This is a genomic window from Paenibacillus methanolicus (genome assembly GCF_008124765.1).
Taxonomy (GTDB): domain Bacteria; phylum Bacillota; class Bacilli; order Paenibacillales; family Paenibacillaceae; genus Paenibacillus_Z; species Paenibacillus_Z methanolicus.
On record NZ_VNHS01000008.1, the window covers coordinates 342738 to 364119 of the forward strand.

Sequence of the window (21382 nt, forward strand, 5' to 3'; positions counted from 1 at the left end):
GACTGATCCCGTCGGATCAGTCTTTTCTCATTCCTTCGCGCCTAGCTTCACGCCGAGACGTTCGGCCGCTTGCACGGCCGCTTCGATTTTGTTCAACCCCAAGCAATGCTCCTCCGTAACGGCGAACGTCGAGGGGATCGACAACCCTCGAAAAAACGGCAACACCTTCTCCGCATCCGCAAACCAATCGCCTGGCTCAACCGGTTCGACCGGATGGTCCGGCCATACTTGAGATAACTCTGGACTATAGAATGGCTTGCGTCCACGGATTAATCTGCAGCCGTCCAGCTTCTGCTTATAACGCGGTTGCATCCGCTCGGGACGCTTCGACGTGAACAAGTGCGGTGCATAATCCGAACGCGAGCCGGTATGGCGAACCGCTTTGATATATAGATGGACGCCGCGGCCGACTTCCGGAACCCCGAACAACATCGCGTATAACCGTTTGCCGAATTCAATCCGCTCCTCGAGATTCCGAAAATCCTCCAGTACGATGCCCGCCAGCTGCATTTCGCCGTCTTCCAGCGCGCCGTAAGGCATGAACACCGCGTTCAACTGCATCGGGGCTTGTAGGAGAAAGGAAGCGGTATCGAGCACCTGCTGCCGGTAGAACGGATGCTGCACGATCCGCCTTTCAATGAAGTGTTGTTCGTTGACGATGAGCGCAACCGTTAAAATCGCCGACTCCCGTCGCAGCCAAAACTGCTCCCAGACCGGTGCCATGAACCGGCTCACGCCGAACGCGGACAGCAGATGCATCAAGCTCTTCCCTTCTCGGCAGGACGCATCGTAGAGCAGCAGTTGCGGGTAAGCATCTCCGAAGATAAGAGAGTTTGCCCGCTCCAGCATGGCGAATATCGCGTCGCGCTGCTCACCGTTCAGCAGTCGGGGCAGGAGCTCGGCCTGCAAGTCGGTCATGTTATAGCCGCCATTACGGGACACCAAATGGGCGAGCAGCGCCCAATGCAGCTCCGGACGCCGCAAATAAAGAAGCCGGTACGCTTCCGTTCGTGTTACGTTGTTGCGATTCGCTTGAGCCGTCTCATGAACGATTCGCTGGACTAATCGTCGCTCCCAGTCGGACAATTTCCGATTATCCCGCTGTTGTTCATGATCCTTCCCTATCGGTCCGCGTTCTGTCTCGCCGGCTTCCATCGGCTCCGTTAATCGCTCGGGCATAACGTCATCTGCCAGCACCGACCAACTCGCATATAGCGGACGAACTGATGTCTCTCTTAACTTCGGCGGACGGGCGTGTTCGGACATCCGAGCGGATAGATCGCGTGCGCGCCACTTGGCTCTCACAACCGCGAAGACCGCGAACGGCAGCCGAAAGAGCCGCTCCGCTGCTTGATGCCACTTTTCCCGCATTGTCGGCTTTACCCGGTTTGAACTCAAGCTCCCGCCCCTTTTCCCACGTCTATACGACTCAGTATGGGCAATTGGAAGCACCGTTAGCCATTGCATAGTATTGGGCTTGTAAGCTGAGAGATTCCGCTTTTGCATCGGATGATGGGCAAGTATAATAAGCAATATGGATCGACTCGAAAGGAAGGAGTTTGTTAGCCATGTGCGGACGATTTACGATTACGGTGACGTTGGAAGAGCTCATGCTGCGCTATTGGATCGGCGAGACGACGGTTCCGTTCCATGCTCCCAAATACAACGTTGCTCCGGGGCAACAAGTGCTGGCCATCATTCATGACGGGAAGCAGAACCGGCTCGGCGAGCTCAAATGGGGCCTGATCCCTTCCTGGTCCAATGATCCGAAAATCGGCAATAAAATGTTGAACGCCCGTTCCGAAACGGTGCAGGAGAAACCCGCATTCAAGCAACTGATCGGCCGCAAGCGCTGCATCGTACCGGCGGACGGCTTCTATGAATGGCAGAAAACCGATACCGGCAAACAACCGATGCGAATCGTCCTGCGTGACCGAAAGCTTTTCAGCATGGCCGGCCTCTATGATATTTGGGTTAGCCCGGATGGCACGCGGGTAAGCACCTGCACGATTCTGACGACCGCTCCGAACGAACTGATGGCGCCCATACACGACCGTATGCCCGTCATCTTGAAAGCGGAAGACGAGGAACTGTGGCTGGATCGCGGCATGCAGGATGCGGACAAGCTTCGACGGCTTTATGTCCCCTTCACAGCCGATGATCTGGAAGCGTATCCGGTTAGCACGGCGGTCGGCAGCGTAAAGGTGGACGAGCTATCATGCATCGAACCCTTCACGGCGACGAGCTGAGTCTTGCGCTATCCCTGCGTACCAAAGATTAAGACGGCAGAAGGGCCATCCCCAGTCGACTCCGAGAGTCTGACATCGGGATGGCCCTTCTGCATGACCGTTCATCCGCCACTTAGCGAAACATCGCCCACAGCTTTAACAAATGAAGCGTATTGTTCGGATCAATCTTCTGGGCGAGCACGAATGCGACGATTTGCTCCTCCTGAACCTCGTTCAGCGGTTCGTTCAGCACGCTGGAAGCCTGCCTGACGATGCGGCGCACTTTGACGCGGTCCTGCAAATCGTATTTCGTCAAACCGTTTACGACCTGTTTAATGCGCTCTTTGACGACCGGATTTTTCATTTTCACTTTCACGCGTTCGACGAATTCGGGGCGAATTCCAAATTTCGTGTAACTCATAAGCGGCAATAGCACCTCCGTCCGGCATTTCAGCCCTTCGTCCCTACTATATGCCGCTGTCATCCCGAACATATCTAGTCCAACAAATCCCCTTCAAAAAGCTGATCCTGCCTCAATATCCCCTGAAGCCGCGCAAGCGCCGGGTCGGTCCAGAAGTCTTCGCGACGCGTCAGTTCGGCGGCATCGTCGCGCGCTTGTTCCAACACCGCGAGGTCCGTGTCTAGATTCGCCAGCTTGAACTCAGGCACGCCGCTCTGTTTCGTCCCGAAGAAATCGCCTGGGCCGCGCAAGTCCAAGTCTCTACGTGCCACCTCGAAACCGTCGTCGGTTTCGGTCATGACTTTCATCCGTTCGCGTCCGACCTCGGACTTCGGATCGGCGATCAGCACGCAGTACGACTGATGCTCTCCCCGGCCGACTCGGCCGCGCAGCTGATGAAGCTGGGACAAGCCGAACCGCTCGGCATCCATGATAATCATGAGCGTCGCGTTCGGGACGTCGACGCCGACTTCGACGACGGTCGTCGCCACCAGCACCTGCGCCTCGTTACGACCGAACGCGTCCATGGATGCGTCCTTCTCGGCTGGCGTCATTCGGCCGTGCAGCAATCCAATCTTCAAATCCGGGAAAGCTTGTTGCAATTGGATATGCAGGTCGATTGCGTTCTGCACGTCCAGCTTCTCCGACTCCTCGATGAGCGGGCAGATAAAGTATGCTTGCCGCCCGAGATCTGTCTCCTGCCTAATAAAGCCGAGCACCCGGTCAAGCATGCTATGCTTCACCCAATAGGTCTTGATCGGCTTCCGCCCCTTCGGACGTTCGTTCAGCGTGGAGACGTCCATATCGCCGAAAGCCGTGATGGCGAGCGTGCGCGGAATCGGCGTCGCCGTCATCGTTAGCACGTCCGGGTTGAGGCCTTTGCGACGGAGTACGCTCCGTTGATTGACGCCGAACCGATGCTGTTCGTCGGTGACAACAAGACCGAGACTTTGGAAATGCACCGTATCTTGAATAAGCGCGTGCGTACCGACGATGATCTGAATGAGTCCCATTTGCAAACCTGCGAGTACGTCGCGTTTGCGGCGCTCGGTCATGCTCCCGGTCAATAGGCCAACTTCAACGCCTGCCGGCGCGAACAGCTTTTGCAAGGATCGATAATGCTGTTCCGCCAAAATTTCCGTCGGCACCATCAACGCGCCTTGATACCCCGCCGTCACGGTGGCGAATAAAGCTACGGCCGCGACAACCGTCTTGCCTGCGCCCACGTCGCCTTGCAGCAGCCGGTTCATGCAGCCGCTTGACCGCATGTCGATCAAGATTTCATTCACGACTTTCTTCTGCGAGTCGGTCAGCTCGAACGGCAAAGTCGCCGCGAATTGTCGGATGGCCTCCGCACCCACGACATGCGAAAGCCCCTGCACCTTCTGGCGTGTCAGCGCCCGGTAAGCCTGCAATTTCAGTTGAAATAGAAAAAGTTCTTCATACACGAGCCTTCGTCGGGCAGCTTGTCCCCTTTCGGCATTTTCCGGTTGATGCACGATGGCGACAGCCTCCTTGCGCGCCATTAAGCCATGTTTCTCGATGAGAGCGAACGGCAGTACTTCTTCGATCAAACTGCCGTATTGCGTCAGCGCCTGATGAATCGTCTTGCGTATCCATGACTGCGTGAGGCTGCCGCCCACAGAATAGACCGGCTGGACCGAGCCTGATCTCGAGGCGCCTCGGTCCGGAAATTCGGATTCCGCGACCGTAATTTGCAGCCTGCGCTGCTCCCACTTGCCCGTCATGACAATCTCTCGACCGGCGGTCAAGCTATCCTTCAGGAAATGCCGATTGAACCAGATCGCGTTCACCAGCACGCCATCGACCGCCACCCGGCAATTCAGCCGAGACTTGCCTTTACCAAATCGCGACAATAACGCATCGCTCATAATCTTGCCTTGAATGGTTACTTTCTCTCCATCCTTGGCTTCGCCTAAACCGCGAATGCGGTAATCTTCGTAACGAAACGGAAAATAGTCCAGCAAATCAGCCACGGTATGGACGCCAAAGGCGTGAAGCTCCTGTTCCTTCTGAGCACTCACGCCTTTGATTTGCCGGACTGATAGTTCATCCAGCTTCATGATAGCTAACCTCGCACTCGATTAATAAATATCGCCGCTGCGCCGGGACCGACGTGGGCGCCAATGACGGGACCGATCCACGTGTGATGAACGGCGCGAACATCCAGCTTCTCTTGCACGAGCCGGCCTAGTTCTAGCGCCAAATCCTTGACGTTCGTCCACGCAATCGTAAGCTCGACCGGATCGCGTCCGAAATCGCGCTCTACCAGTTCCAGGATCCGGGCAACCGCCTTCTTCTGGCCTCGAACCTTGTCGATGGCCGTGACTTCGCCCTCGTTGTCAATGCTCAAAATCGGCTTAATATTCAGTATAGAGCCGATGACTGCGGAAGCTTTGCCAATCCGCCCGCCCTTCTGCAAATACTCCAGCGTATCGACGATAAAATAAAGTTTCTTGTCCTGGTTTAGCTGCTCGATCTCATCCAAAATCTCCGCCTTCGACTTCCCTGCCTGCGCAAGCTTCGCGGCATGCACGACGAGGAGGCCGATGCCGTAAGTCGCGGATTTGGAATCGTATACGGAAATGTCGGCATCCCGCTCCAGCATCGATTGGCCGATCATGGCCGATTGGAACGTTCCGCTAAACTTAGCCGACAGGTGTATCGAAATAATCGATGCGCCCGGGTCTTCGTTCAGAATTCGTGCATACGTCTCCATGAACTCGATCGGCGATGGCTGTGACGTCGTCGGCAGCGATTGCGCGCGCTGAAGCTTTTCATAGAACTGTTCCGGACTAAGGGTAATGCCGTCCAAGTACGTTTCCTCGCCGAAAATGACTTTGAGCGGGACAAGATCAATGCCCAATTGATCGCGCATCTCGGGCGGGATATCAGACGTGCTGTCGGTTACGATTCGAACTTTGCTCACAACGCCACCCCCTATTCAACGGCAAACAAATATGGATACAGCGGTTGGCCGCCGGCGTGCACTTCCAGTTCCGCGTCCGGGTACTGCTCCATGATCCAATCCGAGAGCGCTTCGGTCTGCGAGTGATCCGCCTGTTCGCCGGTCAGAATCGTAACAAGCTCGCCCCCGTCTTCCATCATACGCGCCAGGAGCGCTTGACATGCTTGGGTCAAGTCCGGCAGCGCCGTGACGATGGATTTCTCGAGGATTCCGATATAATCGCCCTCGCGGATATCGATGCCGTCGATCGACGTATCGCGCACGGCATGCGTCACTTGGCCCGACACGACCTGCTTTGCCGCCTGCTGCATCGCTTCCGCGTTCGCCTCGGACGACTCTTCGTCGCGGAAGGCAAGTACGGCGGCCAGCCCTTGCGGAATCGTCTTCGTCGGAACGACGGTGATGCTGCGTTCGCTTAATTCCGCGGCCTGCTGTGCGGCGAGAATGATGTTCCCGTTATTCGGCAGCAAGTAGATATGTTCGGCGGCGAGCGTATCGATCGCGTTCACGAAATCTTCCGTGCTCGGGTTCATCGTTTGACCGCCGGAGAGCACGATATCGACGTTGTTATCCAGGAAAATGTTCTTGATGCCCTCGCCCATGGCGACCGCGATAATGCCGAACGAAGCCCATTCGTGCGCTTGCGATACGGATAACGAATCGATGGAAGCGCCGGTCAATACTTCAGGTACCGCCTTGCCAAGCTCTTCGTCCGCCACGCTGCCGAATCCGCCGTGCGATCCTTCTTCGAGAATATCGCGGTGCTGCTCGCGCATGTTCAGAATATGCATGTCCGTTAATTCGCCGTATGGCAGTGCCAGATTGAGGACGTCTCCCGGTCTGCGGGAATGGACGTGCACCTTGATAATTTCGTCGTCCGTGATGACGAGAATCGAATCCCCGTCCTTCGCAAGCGCCTTCTTGAACGCTTCTTCGTCGAATGGAAGCACCTTGCCCCCGCCGAGCTTGCGGTTAATGAAAAACTCCATATCGTATAAAAACTCGATCGCTTCCGTCGACAGACGGGACTGCGCGCTCGAAGGCTGAGTCGGCACAACCGGCTTAACCGCGGCGCGTTCCGCGCCAAGCGCCCCAACCTCCTCGGGTCTTGCCGCCTCCGTCGCGCCCCAGCTTTCAGACGCGATGTCGCTCGTCAACGCCCGCACGAAGCCTTCGTAGATAAACACGAGCCCTTGTCCGCCGGAGTCGACAACGCCTACTTGCTTGAGCACGGGGAGCAGATCCGGCGTACGCTGCAGCGCCTCATGCGCCTTGGCATGCACCTCTCGCATAAACTCCGTCACGTCCGGCGTTCTGCGCGCGATGGCGACCGCATGCTTGGCCGCTTCCTTGGCTACCGTCAGAATGGTGCCTTCCACCGGCTTCACAACGGCCTTGTAAGCCGCGTCGACGCCATGTTGGAAAGCCGCGGCGAGTTGGAGCGAGTTTATCTCCTCCGCGCCCGCGACGCTCTTGGAGAAGCCCCGGAATAATTGAGAGAGAATGACGCCGGAGTTGCCTCTTGCTCCCATCAGCAGCCCTTTAGAAAGCGCTTCCGCAACTTTGCCCACCGCTGGCGACGGTTTGCTCCGAAGCTCTTGTACCCCCGATGTCATGGTGAGATTCATGTTTGTGCCCGTATCGCCGTCCGGCACCGGAAATACATTTAAAGCATTAACGTGGTCCACGTTGCGATGCAAGCAATCGGCCCCCATATTCACCATGCTCGCAAAGTCTGAACCGTTTATATAACGTTTACTCAACGTTGATTCCCCTTCCTACCGAGATACCCGCACGCCCTGGACAAGAATATTGACGTCATCCACCTGAAGGCCGACGACATCGTTCAGCACATATTTCACTTTCGTTTGAATGTTATGCGCGACTTCGGATATTTTTGTTCCATAGCTAACGATGATGTACAAGTCTATAAGCAAGCGTTCGTTCTCCCGGCGCACTTCCACGCCGCGCGTCAAATTATCGCGGCCGAGAAGTTCCGTAATACCGTCTTTCAGCTGCTTGCGAGAAGCCATTCCAACCAGCCCATAACATTCCAGTGCCGCTGAGCCGGCAAGTACGGCGATGACGTGATCGCTAATGACGATGGTTCCTTGTTCCGATTGAAGCTGCAGAGGCATGGAAATCCACTCCTTCGTTTATGTATTATGGACTAAACAACATTGTACTATAAATATTGAAGATATTGAAGTCCGATCGTCGAATTTCGCCGATTTTCATCTCATTTCGCCCCTTTTGCAAGTCTTGATTGGTTGGGCGAACTATGTTATTATGTTTGAGTATGTTTATTTGCAACGGTTTTCAAGGAGGTGTATTCCATGTCTCGCAAATGTTACATCACGGGTAAAAGCCCAAGCACTGGCAACCATGTTTCTCACGCTAACAACAAAAACCGCCGTACTTGGGGCGTCAACGTTCAGAAAGTTCGCATTCTGGTTGACGGCAAACCAAAACGCGTATACGTCAGCACTCGTGCACTGAAATCCGGTAAAGTTACTCGCGTGTAAGTATCTTTCGCCATGGACAAAAGCACCTGATCCCATCAGGTGCTTTTTTTCATCTGCCCGCGAATGTAGCCGTCCACGTCCTCCGCAGGCGGCTGTATGGTTCCCGAGGCGGGATATGCGTCTATGCCGAGATTCGGCCCCGCAGCACGCGTTAGCTTTTTTGAAAGGTATTCAAAATCGCCTTGACAACCCCGCCCAAAAATTTTGGAAGCTTAATCGTATAAAACTTCATCCTCCACCCCTCCTAAGCATGCTCGACATCGCTCCGTCCCGTGTATTATACGTGATACCTTCCGCAGTGTGCGCGTTAAAGCGTTAGCGGCCCTGCCAGCTCTTTTCGAGTTGCTGGCAAACAAAAAAGGCTACAGGAACCTTCGTTCATGTAACCATCCTATGCGGGGGCCCACCCGCGTATTCCAACGCGAGAGCGCCCGTTAAATGATGTTTTGTAGGATCAGCAAAGCTGAAGCGCCCGCTCCATCCTGCTGCTGGCGGGCGTACTCCGCGACTGCCATCGTCAAGACGCCCATGAAATAGAAGAAAAGCGCGAGCGCGACGAACGCGATCCGTAGACCGAGCTTATGAAACTTGCGGAAGAACAACACGCCTAGCACGATCGCTCCAATCGAAAACAACATGCTGACGGGGAATCCAAAAAAGGTGAACAGCGACAGCAAAGTGCCGCTCCCCCAACTAAACAGCAGCAACAACAGCAGCGTTTTGATTCGCTCTCCCATGAGCTGACCCTTAGCGAAGCGCCGTTATTGCGGCCGCCCGGTCCTGCTCAGTGAAGATCGCATTGCCCGCCACGAGCACGTTCGCGCCCGCGTCGCGCACGAGCGGCGCCGTAACGGCGTTGATGCCGCCGTCGACCTGAACATGCATCTGGCTCAAACCGCGCTGCTCCAGCAGGCCTCTGAGCGCTTGCAGCTTCTGCACGGAGCCTGGAATGAACTTCTGCCCGCCGAAACCCGGATTCACGGTCATGATGAGTACCAGATCCAGATCGTCCAGCACATGCTCGAGCACGGAGATCGGCGTAGCCGGATTGAGCGCGACGCCTGCCGGCAAGCCGGCTTCTTTAATGAGATGGACCACCCGATGCAAATGCACGCAGGCTTCAGCATGCACCGTAATGCGATCCGCGCCGGCTTTAACGAATGCCGGGATGTATAGTTCCGGCTTCTCGATCATCAGGTGAACGTCGAACGGCAGCTTCGTTGCTGAACGAACAGCATCCACGATGAGCGGGCCGAACGTTAGGTTCGGAACAAAATGGCCGTCCATCACATCGATATGGATCCAGTCGGCTCCAGCGCGCTCAACATCCCGAATATCGTCAGCTAATGCGGCAAAGTCCGCCGAGAGAATAGATGGTGCGATGATCGACATAATTAGTACCTCCGCTTTTTCTCTTTCATCTCCGCCATGAACAATTTGTAATGCTCGTAACGGGTTGATTCGATCTTCCCTTCCGCTAGCGCATCTCGTACCGCGCATTCCGGTTCGTGAATATGAGTGCAGCCCCGGAATTTGCAACTTCCGGCCAGCTCTCGCATCTCTTTGAAGCAGCTGCCCAGTTCTTCGATGCCCAATTCAACGAAATCGAGCTGGCTGAACCCGGGCGTATCGGCAACGAACCCTCCGCCGACTTGGATCAACTCCACATGCCGGGTCGTATGCTTGCCTCGACCAAGCCGATTGCTGATGGCGCTCGTCTCCAGTTCAAGTCCGGGAACAAGAGCGTTCAACAGCGACGACTTGCCTACGCCCGATTGGCCCGCGAATACCGCCAAATGGCCTTGAAGCCGATCCCGGAGCGACTCGATGCCACCGTTCTGACGCGAGCTCGTCGTATAGACCGCATATCCGAGCGGCTCGTAGATCCGCTTGACCGCGTCCATCGCTATTTGAGCCTCTTCGCTATCCGGACCTTCCTCGGCCAAATCCGCTTTGCTCAGACAGAGCGCCGTAGGGATGCCGGCGTGTTCGATATGTACGAGGAACTTGTCCAGCAGCTGCAAATTCAGCGTCGGCTCCGTGACGGAGAAGACCAGCACCGCCAAGTCGATATTGGCGACCTGCGGCCGAACAAGCTCCGAAGAACGGGGGAGGATCGCATCGACGGTCCCCTCCCCGTTCTCCGTTGTACCGTAGCGCACGCGGTCTCCGACAAGCGGCGATTCACCGCGTTTCTTGAAGATACCTCTTGCCCTGCATTGAATAGGCGTAAACGATCCGTTCGTCTCTTGTCCTTCCGGAACGACGAAATAATAACCGCTGAGTGCTTTGACGATTCGGCCGACCGTGTCGTTATGGTTGTTCTCCTGCATTCGCGCCCCCGTTGTCGTTTGCCGTACCTTCTGACTGCTCTTCCGTGGTTGACTCATTGCCCGAATTCTGCTGGCCATCCGGGTCGCCCGTCGGCTCCTCCGACGACGGCGGCTCCGTGCCTGGCACCGTCTCCGGCGAGGATTCCGTGCCGTTCTTCACATCGTCGTACGTCTTCGAGAACGAATCGGTAAATTCGTTGTCGCGGTAGATCTTGACGATCGCTTCCGTATTCGGCCCCAAGACGACCTTGATCTGGAAGTTTCTCGTTTCGTTGATCGTCTTCTGTCCCCACTCTTGATCCTCGCCCCGCGCGTCGCTGTACACGATGCGAATTTTGCTGGACTTGCCCGCTACAGCAGGCGAGATTTGAATATTGTACGTGTACTCGATCGCTTCCTCCGGCAGACCGTCGCTGATCGTCAGCGTTACGGAAGCGCCTTTCGCGACCGGATCATTCGGATTGTAAGGATCCTGGCGGATGACCTTGCCCTTCTCGCCGTAGCTCGGCTCCCGCACCGTGTTCGCCGCATTGAATACGAGCCCTTTGTCTTGCAGCGCTTTGATGGCCTCGGACTCCGTATAGCCGATCAGATTCGGCATAGGGAACGTCTCTTGCCCTTTGCTGACGACAAAGTGGAATGTCTCCTTGTTCGGATCGAAATCCGTGTTCGGCGCCGGCGTCTGCCGCAAAATCGTCCCAGCTTCTTCGTCGCTGAATTCCGGATCGGAAGTGATCCGCTCGCTGGACACGCCAAGATCCACGAGCGCCGATTTAGCCTCTTCGAACGAGCGGCCCTTATAGTCGATCATTTTCTCCAACTGAGGCCCGTTGCTAACATACAGCACGACGAGCGATCCGACTTTAACCGTCTGATTGGTCGGCGACTGATTGTACACCTGGCCTTTCGGCACTTTCTCATCCATTTTGTAGATGACCGGATCTTTGACCTTCAGCCCCAACGCTTCGATTTCTTTGATGGCTTCCGTCTCGTCTTTGCCGACTACGTAAGGCACGTCGACTTCTTCGATTTCGAACCAGCCAAGCACGGTTCTCGCGCCCCAATAGACGAGCCCGATGATGATCAAGGTCGACAGCACCACGATCAAAGGCTTCACCCATTTGCGCTTGGGCGGGTCCTGCAGCCCTTTGCCATTCCAGCGGTCGGCCTTCTCCTCTTGAGCTTGCTCGCCTCTTCCCAAAGCTGGCGCGGCGCCGAGCGTGTCGCCCGCGATGCTCCCCCGAATGGCAGGCATGACGCGGGTCTCATCGAAATCGGCCGCATGATCGCTCGCGAACGTAATCTTCGGCTCATTTAACCGCTCCGGCTTCAAGCACGTCTCCAAATCCCGCAGCATCTCCGTCGCGCTGGAATAGCGGTCGGCCGGGTTTTTGCGCATCGCCTTCATAATGATGTTCTCGACGCTCTGCGGAATGTACGGATTGACCATGCGCGGTTCTTCGAACGTTTCTTGCAGATGCTTGAGCGCCACGCTTATCGGGCTTTCACCCAAGAATGGCAGCCTGCCGGTCAACGTCTGATAGAGAACGATTCCGAGCGAGTACAGATCGGATTTCTCGCCCGTGCTGACGCCCTTGGCATGTTCCGGGGAGAAATAATGAACCGAACCGAGCACGGAACCGGTCTGGGTAATCGTCGAGGAAGTCACCGCCCTCGCGATGCCAAAATCGGTCACCTTCACGCGACCGTTCTTGCCGATCAGAATATTGTGCGGTTTAATATCGCGGTGGATAATTTGATTGTGATGGGCATGTTCCAGCGCATCGCAAATTTGAACGGCGATATGCACCGACTCCTCCACCTGAAGGGGCGCGCGTTCTTGTATGATTTCATTTAAATTATGGCCTTCGATATATTCCATGACGATATATTGCGTATCGCCCTCTTCCCCAACATCATAGATGCTGACGACATTCGGATGCGATAAGGCTGCCGCGGACTGGGCTTCGCGCCGAAACCGGCGGATGAACTCCTCGTCGTGCGTATATTGCTGGCGCAGTACTTTTACAGCCACCTTGCGGTTTAGCAAAATGTCGTGGGCTTTGTAGACGAGCGCCATGCCACCGCCGCCGATGCGGGTGATGATCTCATAGCGTCCGCCTAATTCGTGTCCAATCATGTCGCTCACCCCTCTTGCTCCGTGTCACCCACATGGTGCAGCAGAACGACCGTAATATTGTCGTCCCCGCCTGCTTGAAGCGCCAGTTCGACGAGCCGCTCGGCTTTGGCGTCCAAGTCGTGATCGCCGCCTGCCAATATCGCGCTCATATCGTGATCCGCCACCATCGTGCTTAGCCCGTCGCTGCATAGCAGGAGCAGGTCGCCGTGTTCCCAATCGAAATCGATCAGGTCCACCTCTACCTGCTCGTCCGTTCCGAGCGCGCGCGTCAGCACGTTGCGGCGCGGATGATTCGCGGCCTCTTCCTGACTAATTTGGCCATGCTTGGCCAATTCGTTGACCAACGTGTGATCCTCGGTAAGTTGAACCAATTGTCCCTTACTCCATATGTATACGCGGCTATCGCCAATATGTCCGATAATACCGCCGTCTTGCCCGGCGAGCACCGCCACGACCGTCGTACCCATGTTATGGTACTGGTCGTTGCGGGACGCCATATCGTATACGACTTCGTTCGCCTGCAAAATGGCGCCGCGCACCAATGTCCGGCGCTCTTCGAGACTGAGCGTCGGCAGTTCGATGCCGCCGAGCGATTCGCGGAACGTATCGACGGCCAATTGGCTGGCGACTTCGCCAGCCAAATGACCGCCCATGCCGTCGGCCACGATGGCGACGGCACAGCCGTTATTTACATGTTGCGCCCAAGCGCGATCTTCGTTCACTAGCCGGATTCGCCCGATATCGCTGCGAAACGCGATGTTCATTCAACAATCACCCCGTCGTAGACTCCATATGTTTGGCCCGAAGCTGTCCGCACGCTGCCGCGATATCATGTCCTTGTTCTCTGCGGATTGTTGCATTTATGTTGTTGCGTTCCAGAATACGTTGGAATTCGAAAATTTGGTCGCGGGGCGTACGGACGTACCGGCGTTCCGGCACGTGGTTGACCGGGATCAAGTTGACGTGGCACAGCATATCCTTCAGGACGCTGGCCAGTTCCTCCGCATGCTCGTTCTGGTCGTTGACTCCGCCGATGAGCGCGTATTCGAACGTGATGCGGCGCCCCGTCTTCGCGAGATAATAACGGCATGCTTCGATTACATCCTCGAACGGGAAACGGCGGTTAACCGGCATCAGCTTCGAGCGAAGGACATCGTTCGGCGCATGAATGGAGATTGCCAGGTTGATCTGAGTGTTCTCTTCCGCGAATTTGTACATGCTCGGCACGATGCCGCTCGTCGATACGGTAATATGGCGTTGGCCGATGTTCAGCCCCTTCTCGTGGATCATCGTTCGCAGGAAGGTCATCGTCGCGTCGTAGTTCTCGAACGGTTCGCCGGAGCCCATGATGACGATGCTGGATACGCGCTCGTTCGTCGCGTCGAGCATCTGCTGCGCCACGACGACTTGCGCGGTAATCTCGCCGGCCGTCAAGTTGCGCTTCAACCCGCCGAGCGTGGAGGCGCAGAACGTGCAGCCGATTCGGCAGCCGACTTGCGTCGTGACGCAGATGCTGTTGCCGTAGCTGTGGCGCATGATCACCGTCTCGATCGCATGATTGTCATGCAGGCCGAACAGAAATTTGACCGTGCCGTCCTTCGATTCGAAACGCGTGATTTCGCTCAGCGTGACGAATTGGAACTCGTTAAAAAGCTTCTCGCGCAGCGGCTTCGGCAGGTTCGTCATTTCCTCGAAGCTGGTGACGCGTTTCACATACAGCCAGTCGAACAGCTGCCCGCCGCGAAATACGGGTTCACCGTTCTCTTTCATCCAATCTTGGAGCTGTTCGAGCGTATAGTCGTAGATGAATGGTTTCATCGAATTCACACCTATTTCTTTGCTTTTTTATTGGCCGCATTGCCGGCGGCCGCTATCGTTCTATATTACCACAAACGCCCATGACAGGCTACAAAGCCGGCACGGGCGCTGCAAGACTCGGTTATGGATGACTTAAGCTTGCTTGCGTCTCAGCTTCGCAATGTAGAACCCGTCGCTGCCAAAATGCTGCGGAAGCAGCTGCAGTTCGCCGCGGAAGTCGTCCGCGATAACGCCGGCCTCGCGCAGCGAGGACATTACGTCCGCCGGCCAGTCTGGGTCAAACTCGAATTCGGGCTGCTCGGCTAAAAACGCGGCCACTTGGTCTTCGTTCTCTTCGCGTGCGATCGTGCACGTGCTGTAGACCAGGCTTCCCCCAGGCTTAACAAGCTGGGCGGCTTCCCGCAGCAGCCGGCGCTGCACGCCCGCGATCTCGCCGACGTCGCCAGGCGACTTGGTCCACTTAATTTCGGGTTTGCGCCGAATGACGCCTAATCCAGAGCACGGCGCGTCAAGCAGCACCGTCTCGAACGAAGCGAGTTTATACTGCTCCGTCAACCGCCCGGCGTCTCCCGTCACGGGCTGCACCGATCGCAGACCCAAGCGGTTCGCTTGCTCTTCTATTAGCTTCCGCTTATGTTCGTGCACGTCATTGGCGATGACTTCGCCTGCGTCGCCCATCAGTTCCGCCAAATGCGTCGTCTTTCCGCCCGGTGCGGCGCAGCAGTCGAGCACGCGGGTCCCCGGCCGAGGCGCGCACACCTCCGCCACAAGCATCGAGCTTTCGTCCTGCATCGTCCACGATCCCGACGTATATCCATTCGTCAGCGCAAGATTGCCACCCCCGCGAACGACGATTCCCGCCGGGGCGAGCTTGGATGGTTCGGCTTCGAAGCCTTGCTCGGCCAATTCGCGCAACGCGTGTTCCCGCGATCCTTTGACGGTATTCACCCGGATGCTTGCATGTGGCGGCTCGTTGCCGGCCGCGCATATTGCTTCGGTAGTTTGAACGCCGTAAGCATCGATCCATCGGCTTACGATCCAATCCGGATACGATTGGCGAATGCCGATATCCGTTGCTGCTCCGCCCGATTCGGCCGGCCGCATGAGCTCCTCTTTGCGCCGAAGCAGATTGCGCAGGACGCCGTTAACCATCCCGGATATGCCAGAGTGTCCGCGTCGCTTGGCGATGGTCACCGCCTCATTGACGGCCGCGTGCGGCGGAACCCGATCGAGATAGCAGATTTGATAAGCGCTCATCCGAAGCAGCTGAAGCACCCACGGAGCGAGCTTGCTCCAACCTTTGGTCACAAGCCGCATCAGGATATCGTCTATCGTCCGCTGCCGTTGAATCGTTCCGTATACGAGTTCCGTCGCGAGCCCCGCATCCGGCCGGGACAAGCCCGCGTCCTGGAGCGCGCGGTTGAGCTGCAAATTGCTGTATGCTCCTGATTCGGCTACGCGGACAAGCGTCTCCAGCGCGACTTCGCGCGCGGTAAGCTGCCGCTTCGGCTTCGCGTCCGACTTGCCTTGTTTCGCAGGCGGCACGGCTTTGGTCGCGGATCCCCGTTGAGACTGATTCAGCGTTTGCGACGGCTTATGCCCTTGACGGCTGTTCTTTACGTTTGCGGCCCGGTTCCCGGTCCCGCTTTGCTTGGTGCCGCTCATGCCTGGTCACCGCCGAATACGGTACCCGGCGCGAGTTTTGCGCCTTTCAGCCACTCGGAAGCCGCCATCGCCTTCTTGCCCGCGGGCTGCACGGTCGTCAGCAGCAAGATGCCGTCGCCCGTCGCAACCTTGATCCCAAGTTCGTCCGCAGCGACAACATTACCTGGCGCGGCATTGCCGCCTCCTGCCGCAAGCGGATGGCACGCCCATATTTTGAACGTTTCGCCGCCGAGCATCGTGAAGGCGCCCGCCATCGGGGATAATCCCCGCACCTGATTAAAGATTTCGCGCGCGCCGCGGTTCCAATCGATCCGCTCGTCGTCCCGCTTTAAGTTCGGCGCATAGGTCGCTTCGGCGTCATCCTGCTTCTCCGCATGCGCTTCACCCGACTCGATCGCCGGCAGCGTGCGCATGAGCAGCTCCGCGCCAATCACGCTCAGTTTCTCGAAGATCGTTCCCGCGTTGTCCGTATCCGTAATCGGCAGCTCCGCCTTGCTAATCATATCGCCGGTATCCAAGCCTTCGGCCATATACATGATCGTGACGCCGGTCATCGCTTCCCCGTTCATGATCGAACGTTGGATCGGAGCGCCGCCCCTGTATTTCGGAAGCAGGGAGCCGTGTACGTTAATGCAGCCCAGACGGGGAACGTCCAGTACCGATTTCGGCAAAATTTGCCCGAACGCCGCCGTCACGATCAAATCCGGCTGCAGCCGAGCGATTTCCTCTACCGTATCCGAGGTGCGGAGGCGTTCGGGTTGATGAACGGCAAGCCCATGCAGAAGCGCCGCTTCCTTGACCGGAGGCGGCGTCAGCGTCTTCTTGCGTCCTTTCGGACGATCGGGTTGAGTCACGACGGCCAGAATCTCATGGCCCGCCGCGATCAACGCTTCCAGCGAAGGCACGGCGAAGTCCGGCGTGCCCATGAATACGATGCGCATGGGATCACTCTCCGCGTCCGCGCGTGCGCTGGGAAATGTCGTATATCGATTCCGCGATATCCGTGAACAGCACGCCGTTCAAATGATCGACTTCATGCTGGAACGCGCGTGCCAGGTAATCGTCCGCTACTAGTTCGAACGGGTTGCCGTTGCGATCTTGGCCTTTCAGCTTGATACGCTGCGATCTTTTCACTTCGCCGTTCAGGTTCGGGATGCTTAGGCAGCCTTCCGGACCGAGCTGTTCGCCGCTGCGTTCCACGATCTCGGGGTTCACCATCTCGATCAGGCCCTTCTCGTCCCCGACGTCGACCACGATCACGCGCTTGGAGATGCCCACCTGCGGCGCGGCCAATCCGACGCCTTCCGCGTCGTACATCGTAAGCGCCATATCGTCGAGCAATTTATGCAAATTGGAATTGAATTTCGTAACCTCGATCGCGCGCTCGCGCAGAACCGGATCGGGATCTTTCACAATAATACGGATAGCCATCAGTTGTTCCCTCCTGAATATGAAGACATGTCTAACGCCGATTTATAAAATGACTTGCGGATCGACGTCGACGCTTATTTGAACGCTTGCCTTATCCTGCGGGCGCGCAACGGCCGCGACCGCCACTCGCACGATGCCGACGGCATCGACATTTCCACGATATTTTACCATACATTGAAACCGATAGCGATCCTTGATGCGCGGGATCGAAGAAGCCACGGGGCCGAGAACTTCGATGAAGCGCGAGTTGAAACCGCCGCCCCCCGCCCCGGCTTCTTCGGCGGATTGTCGCAGCAAGCCTGCCAGCTTGTCGCCCGCGTTGATCACCTGCGGCAGTTGCTCATGCGACAACGTAATCAGAATGAGACGGCAGTACGGCGGATATGCCATTTGGCGGCGATGGCTTAGCTCCTCCTTGACGAAGGCATCGTAGTCGTGATGCTGGGCGGTCGTGATCGCGTAATGCTCGGGGTTGTACGTCTGTATGATCACCTCGCCCGGCAATCGATGTCGTCCCGCGCGGCCGGCGACTTGAGTCAGCAGCTGAAACGTCTTCTCCGCGGCGCGGAAGTCCGGCAGGTGCAGCGACGTGTCCGCCGCGATAGCCCCGACCAGCGTTACGTACGGAAAATCGAGCCCTTTGGCGACCATCTGCGTGCCAAGCAGCACGTCGGCCTTGCGTTCGCCGAACATCGTCAGCCATTTCTCGTGCGAACCTTTCTCGGTCGTCGTGTCCACGTCCATTCGAATGACGCGTATGCCCGGAAACAGCTTCGACAGCTCTTCCTCCACGCGCTGCGTCCCAGTCCCGAAGAAACGAATGTGCTCGCTCTCGCAGCTCGGGCACGCGGTTGGCGATCCTTCGGCATGGCCGCAATAATGACACCGCAGCACGCGCGACTTCTGATGATACGTAAGGGCGATGTCGCAGTGCGGGCATTGCGCGGTATACCCGCATGCCCGGCACATGACGAAGGTGGAATACCCTCTTCGATTCAAAAGCAAAACCGACTGCTCGCCCCGCTCCAACCGCAGCTTCAAGCCTTCATATAGAGGTCGGCTGAACATTGCCCGGTTGCCGCCTCGGAGCTCTTCCCGCATATCGACGATCGTCACCGGCGGCATCGGCTTGCCGCCGACGCGTTCGGGCATCGGCAGCAGCGCCGCGCCTCTGCCATCGCTCGATGCGTTCGTCAGCGCGGCGGCCGTATAGCTCTCGAGGGACGGCGTCGCCGAGCCGAGCACGACGGCGGCGCCATGCTGTTTAGCCCGTCTTACGGCAACGTCGCGGGCATGATATTTCGGACTTTCCTCTTGCTTATAGGAAGATTCGTGCTCTTCGTCGATAATAATCAACCCAAGCCGCTCGAAAGGCGCGAAGATCGCGGAACGCGCGCCGACTGCGACTCTGGCCCGCTTCTCCCGGATTTTGCGCCACTCGTCGTACCGCTCGCCGCCCGAAAGACGGCTGTGCAGCACGGCGACTTCATGACCGAAACGACCTTTGAACCGTTCGACCATCTGCGGCGTAAGCGAAATTTCCGGAACGAGGACGATTGCCTGTTTCCCTAGATCCAAACAATGCTCGATCGCTTGCAAATAGACCTCGGTCTTCCCGCTCCCCGTCACGCCATGAAGCAGGAATACGCGCGGTTCCGCGACGTCCAATGCATCGGCGATCTGGTCATACACCTTCTGCTGCCCTTCCATGAGCGTAAGCGGCTCCGTGCGGCGGAATGACCGGCCGGCATAAGGGTCGCGATTCTGCTCGACCTCTTGCATGACAAGCAATCCTTTGTCGGCCAGCGCTCGGACGGTAGACGATGTTGTCGACAACGTCTCGATCAACGCTTGCAGCGGAATCGGGTCTTCTTGCCCGATCATATAGCGCAGCACTTCGCGCTGTTTGGCCGCGCGGGCTGGAATAGCGGTTAACGCAAGTTCCGCTTCCTCCCGGTCGGCGGGAGGGAACACGGTGAGCACTTTGCGCACCGACAACCGGTCTCGTATCGCCGCCCGTTCAGTCAAGCGCCCTTCCGCAATCGCCGCCTTCACTTCGCGAGCCGCATCCGGGAATTTGGCCTGCAGCGACGCCAGCTTCGTCTCGCCGCCTTGCTGCCGAATGTAATTCATCCAGTCCGCTTCGAACAACGCAGCCTCCGCTTTGTCCGGCGCGATCGCGACGTAGGACTCCGCCTTTCCCTTGAGCGCGGACGGAAGCATAGCTTGCAGCGCGACCGTCATCGGACAGCAATATTTCTCGCTGATCCATTGCCCTAATTCGATCAAGTCGGGCGATAACGGAGGCATATGATCGAGTAGTTCCGCGATCGGCTTCAACTTCGAGCGGTCGACATCGGCCTGCTCCGCGGTCGCGATCACGAAGCCCTGGACGACGCGGCCACCGAACGGAACGCCTACCCTGCTGCCCGGCTCGACCCAACCTGCGAGTTCCTCCGGCACTTCATAGTCGAACGGCCTGTCGGTCTGCCGGCTCGGCACATCGACGATGACCCTGGCTATCATGCCCGTGCCTCCTTACCGCCCGCCCGCGCCACGATGTGGTCGATAATTCGCTCGGCAACCGCGCGTTTGGCGGATACGGGCATCTTGTCGACGAGCCCTTCCGGCCCATAGATGGCGACCGCGTTCGTGTCCACGTTAAATCCGGCGCCTTCCTGCGTCACATCATTGGCCACGATGAGGTCTAACCGTTTGCGCTGCAGCTTATCCATGGCGTAATGCTCGACATTGTCCGTCTCGGCCGCGAATCCGACCAGAAACTGCCCGGTCTTCCGCGACCCGAGCGTGGCCAGAATATCCGTCGTGCGTTCCAGTTCCAGCGTTAGCTGCTCGCCCTTCTTCTTGATCTTCGATTCGGACCGATGAACCGGACGGTAATCCGCGACCGCAGCCGCTTTAACGACGATGTCCGCATCCGGATACCGGGCGGTTACTTCGCGCAGCATATCCTCGGCCGACTCGACCCGGACGAGCCGAACGCTATTGTCCACAAGCTTCGCCGTCGTCCGTCCGGCGATAAGCGTCACGTCCGCGCCTTCTGCCCGTGCCGCCTCCGCGATGGCGAACCCCATTTTGCCCGACGAATCGTTCGTCAAATAACGGACCGGATCTAATCGTTCGATCGTGCCGCCCGCCGTAACGACGACCCGCTTGCCCGCAAGCCGTGGTTTCCGGCTGAACCACGTTTCCACCGCATGGACGATATCTTCCGGTTCGGCCAACCGCCCTTTGCCGACGTATCCGCAAGCCAGCTGTCCCGTTCCCGGTTCGATGAATCGTACGCCTCGATCGGCGAGTACCTGCATGTTACGCTCCACCGCGGGGTGGGCATACATATGTACGTTCATCGCCGGAGCCGCCAGAATCGGGGCCGTCGTCGCGAGCAGCGTCGTGCTTAACATGTCGTCCGCGAGTCCGGTCGCCAGCTTGGCCAATATATTCGCGGTCGCCGGCGCGATGACGACGAGATCCGCGCTGTCGGCCAAATGAATATGCGAGACGACCTCCGGCTCGAATTCATCGAACGTATCGAGGTAAACCGGATGGCGCGACAGCGTCTGAAGCGTTAGCGGCGTAATGAATTTTGTAGCCGATTCCGTCATAATGACGCGCACGTGCGCGCCGGCTTGAACGAGCTTGCTGCAAATGGATGCGGCTTTATACGCAGCGATGCCGCCCGAAATTCCAAGTACTATCGTTTTTCCCCTCAGCACCACATTTCGTCCCCTTCCGTTTGGAGGATGAATCGGCAGATGTATGCTTCTCTCTT

The 21382-nt window shown here is 57.4% G+C and carries 20 protein-coding genes; 2 read left to right on the plus strand and 18 right to left on the minus strand.

The window, feature by feature from the left end; all coding sequences use genetic code 11:
• Positions 1-27 precede the first annotated feature (27 nt).
• Positions 28-1371, minus strand: a complete 1344-nt coding sequence (locus BCM02_RS21845) for a DUF2515 family protein (protein ID WP_187434348.1) — start codon at positions 1369-1371, stop codon at positions 28-30.
• Between the two features lie 197 nt (positions 1372-1568).
• Between BCM02_RS21845 and BCM02_RS21850 the strand changes: the two genes are divergently transcribed.
• Positions 1569-2249 carry an SOS response-associated peptidase gene (locus BCM02_RS21850; RefSeq protein ID WP_148931256.1) on the plus strand — a complete coding sequence of 227 codons (681 nt, stop codon included), beginning with the start codon at positions 1569-1571 and terminating at the stop codon, positions 2247-2249.
• Positions 2250-2361: 112 nt separating this feature from the next.
• Here the strand turns inward: BCM02_RS21850 and BCM02_RS21855 are convergent, their stop codons facing one another.
• The 5 genes from BCM02_RS21855 to BCM02_RS21875 all read right to left on the minus strand — a co-directional run bounded on the left by BCM02_RS21855 (position 2362) and on the right by BCM02_RS21875 (position 7815).
• A complete protein-coding gene (locus BCM02_RS21855) occupies positions 2362-2649 on the minus strand; it encodes a stage VI sporulation protein F (RefSeq protein ID WP_148931257.1) in 288 nt (95 codons plus the stop codon).
• 74 nt (positions 2650-2723) lie between these two features.
• Positions 2724-4772 carry an ATP-dependent DNA helicase RecG gene (recG, locus tag BCM02_RS21860; protein WP_148931258.1) on the minus strand — a complete coding sequence of 683 codons (2049 nt, stop codon included), beginning with the start codon at positions 4770-4772 and terminating at the stop codon, positions 2724-2726.
• Positions 4773-4777: 5 nt separating this feature from the next.
• Positions 4778-5638, minus strand: a complete 861-nt coding sequence (locus tag BCM02_RS21865) for a DegV family protein (protein ID WP_148931259.1) — start codon at positions 5636-5638, stop codon at positions 4778-4780.
• Between the two features lie 11 nt (positions 5639-5649).
• Entirely contained in the window at positions 5650-7401 is a 1752-nt protein-coding gene (locus tag BCM02_RS21870; protein ID WP_148931364.1) for a DAK2 domain-containing protein, read from the minus strand.
• A gap of 54 nt (positions 7402-7455) precedes the next feature.
• Positions 7456-7815: an Asp23/Gls24 family envelope stress response protein gene (locus BCM02_RS21875; RefSeq protein ID WP_148931260.1), complete on the minus strand. Its 360-nt coding sequence runs from the start codon at positions 7813-7815 to the stop codon at positions 7456-7458.
• Between the two features lie 198 nt (positions 7816-8013).
• Here BCM02_RS21875 and rpmB point away from each other — a divergent pair, with 198 nt between their 5' ends.
• A complete protein-coding gene (gene rpmB, locus BCM02_RS21880) occupies positions 8014-8202 on the plus strand; it encodes a 50S ribosomal protein L28 (protein ID WP_148931261.1) in 189 nt (62 codons plus the stop codon).
• A 151-nt stretch (positions 8203-8353) separates the two neighbouring features.
• Here the strand turns inward: rpmB and spoVM are convergent, their stop codons facing one another.
• From spoVM to coaBC, 12 genes are all read right to left on the minus strand, one after another.
• On the minus strand, positions 8354-8434 hold the full coding sequence (gene spoVM, locus BCM02_RS21885) for a stage V sporulation protein SpoVM (RefSeq protein WP_148931365.1): 81 nt from the start codon (positions 8432-8434) through the stop codon (positions 8354-8356).
• Between the two features lie 202 nt (positions 8435-8636).
• Positions 8637-8939, minus strand: coding sequence for a hypothetical protein (locus tag BCM02_RS21890; protein WP_148931262.1), 303 nt, complete (start codon positions 8937-8939; stop codon positions 8637-8639).
• Between the two features lie 10 nt (positions 8940-8949).
• The gene (gene rpe / locus BCM02_RS21895; protein ID WP_148931263.1) at positions 8950-9594 is read right to left on the minus strand and encodes a ribulose-phosphate 3-epimerase; all 645 of its coding nucleotides are present in this window, start codon (positions 9592-9594) and stop codon (positions 8950-8952) included.
• 2 nt (positions 9595-9596) lie between these two features.
• Positions 9597-10535, minus strand: coding sequence for a ribosome small subunit-dependent GTPase A (rsgA, locus tag BCM02_RS21900; protein ID WP_148931366.1), 939 nt, complete (start codon positions 10533-10535; stop codon positions 9597-9599).
• Positions 10516-12675, minus strand: a complete 2160-nt coding sequence (gene pknB / locus BCM02_RS21905; RefSeq protein WP_148931367.1) for a Stk1 family PASTA domain-containing Ser/Thr kinase — start codon at positions 12673-12675, stop codon at positions 10516-10518. Before pknB ends, rsgA begins: the two co-directional genes overlap by 20 nt.
• Positions 12676-12680: 5 nt before the next feature.
• Positions 12681-13439: a Stp1/IreP family PP2C-type Ser/Thr phosphatase gene (locus tag BCM02_RS21910; RefSeq protein WP_148931264.1), complete on the minus strand. Its 759-nt coding sequence runs from the start codon at positions 13437-13439 to the stop codon at positions 12681-12683.
• Between the two features lie 7 nt (positions 13440-13446).
• On the minus strand, positions 13447-14493 hold the full coding sequence (gene rlmN / locus BCM02_RS21915) for a dual-specificity RNA methyltransferase RlmN (RefSeq protein ID WP_148931265.1): 1047 nt from the start codon (positions 14491-14493) through the stop codon (positions 13447-13449).
• A 132-nt stretch (positions 14494-14625) separates the two neighbouring features.
• Entirely contained in the window at positions 14626-16158 is a 1533-nt protein-coding gene (gene rsmB / locus BCM02_RS21920) for a 16S rRNA (cytosine(967)-C(5))-methyltransferase RsmB (RefSeq protein ID WP_148931266.1), read from the minus strand.
• Complete coding sequence (gene fmt, locus BCM02_RS21925) at positions 16155-17099, minus strand: methionyl-tRNA formyltransferase (RefSeq protein WP_148931267.1); 945 nt, start codon at positions 17097-17099, stop codon at positions 16155-16157. Before fmt ends, rsmB begins: the two co-directional genes overlap by 4 nt.
• Before the next feature lie 4 nt (positions 17100-17103).
• A complete protein-coding gene (gene def / locus BCM02_RS21930; RefSeq protein ID WP_148931268.1) occupies positions 17104-17589 on the minus strand; it encodes a peptide deformylase in 486 nt (161 codons plus the stop codon).
• 42 nt (positions 17590-17631) lie between these two features.
• Complete coding sequence (priA, locus tag BCM02_RS21935) at positions 17632-20115, minus strand: primosomal protein N' (RefSeq protein ID WP_148931269.1); 2484 nt, start codon at positions 20113-20115, stop codon at positions 17632-17634.
• Positions 20112-21326 (minus strand): bifunctional phosphopantothenoylcysteine decarboxylase/phosphopantothenate--cysteine ligase CoaBC, encoded by a 1215-nt coding sequence (gene coaBC / locus BCM02_RS21940; RefSeq protein ID WP_148931270.1) that lies wholly within the window; start codon positions 21324-21326, stop codon positions 20112-20114. Before coaBC ends, priA begins: the two co-directional genes overlap by 4 nt.
• Positions 21327-21382 lie beyond the last annotated feature (56 nt).

Coding starts and splice junctions, on each gene's coding strand:
- BCM02_RS21845 (WP_187434348.1), bottom strand. CDS start 1,371: ATGCGGGAAAAGTGGCATCAAGCAGCGGAGCGGCTCTTTCGGCTGCCG.
- BCM02_RS21850 (WP_148931256.1), top strand. CDS start 1,569: ATGTGCGGACGATTTACGATTACGGTGACGTTGGAAGAGCTCATGCTG.
- BCM02_RS21855 (WP_148931257.1), bottom strand. CDS start 2,649: ATGAGTTACACGAAATTTGGAATTCGCCCCGAATTCGTCGAACGCGTG.
- recG (WP_148931258.1), bottom strand. CDS start 4,772: ATGAAGCTGGATGAACTATCAGTCCGGCAAATCAAAGGCGTGAGTGCT.
- BCM02_RS21870 (WP_148931364.1), bottom strand. CDS start 7,401: ATGGTGAATATGGGGGCCGATTGCTTGCATCGCAACGTGGACCACGTT.
- BCM02_RS21875 (WP_148931260.1), bottom strand. CDS start 7,815: ATGCCTCTGCAGCTTCAATCGGAACAAGGAACCATCGTCATTAGCGAT.
- rpmB (WP_148931261.1), top strand. CDS start 8,014: ATGTCTCGCAAATGTTACATCACGGGTAAAAGCCCAAGCACTGGCAAC.
- spoVM (WP_148931365.1), bottom strand. CDS start 8,434: ATGAAGTTTTATACGATTAAGCTTCCAAAATTTTTGGGCGGGGTTGTC.
- BCM02_RS21890 (WP_148931262.1), bottom strand. CDS start 8,939: ATGGGAGAGCGAATCAAAACGCTGCTGTTGTTGCTGCTGTTTAGTTGG.
- rpe (WP_148931263.1), bottom strand. CDS start 9,594: ATGTCGATCATCGCACCATCTATTCTCTCGGCGGACTTTGCCGCATTA.
- rsgA (WP_148931366.1), bottom strand. CDS start 10,535: ATGCAGGAGAACAACCATAACGACACGGTCGGCCGAATCGTCAAAGCA.
- pknB (WP_148931367.1), bottom strand. CDS start 12,675: ATGATTGGACACGAATTAGGCGGACGCTATGAGATCATCACCCGCATC.
- BCM02_RS21910 (WP_148931264.1), bottom strand. CDS start 13,439: ATGAACATCGCGTTTCGCAGCGATATCGGGCGAATCCGGCTAGTGAAC.
- rlmN (WP_148931265.1), bottom strand. CDS start 14,493: ATGAAACCATTCATCTACGACTATACGCTCGAACAGCTCCAAGATTGG.
- rsmB (WP_148931266.1), bottom strand. CDS start 16,158: ATGAGCGGCACCAAGCAAAGCGGGACCGGGAACCGGGCCGCAAACGTA.
- fmt (WP_148931267.1), bottom strand. CDS start 17,099: ATGCGCATCGTATTCATGGGCACGCCGGACTTCGCCGTGCCTTCGCTG.
- def (WP_148931268.1), bottom strand. CDS start 17,589: ATGGCTATCCGTATTATTGTGAAAGATCCCGATCCGGTTCTGCGCGAG.
- priA (WP_148931269.1), bottom strand. CDS start 20,115: ATGATAGCCAGGGTCATCGTCGATGTGCCGAGCCGGCAGACCGACAGG.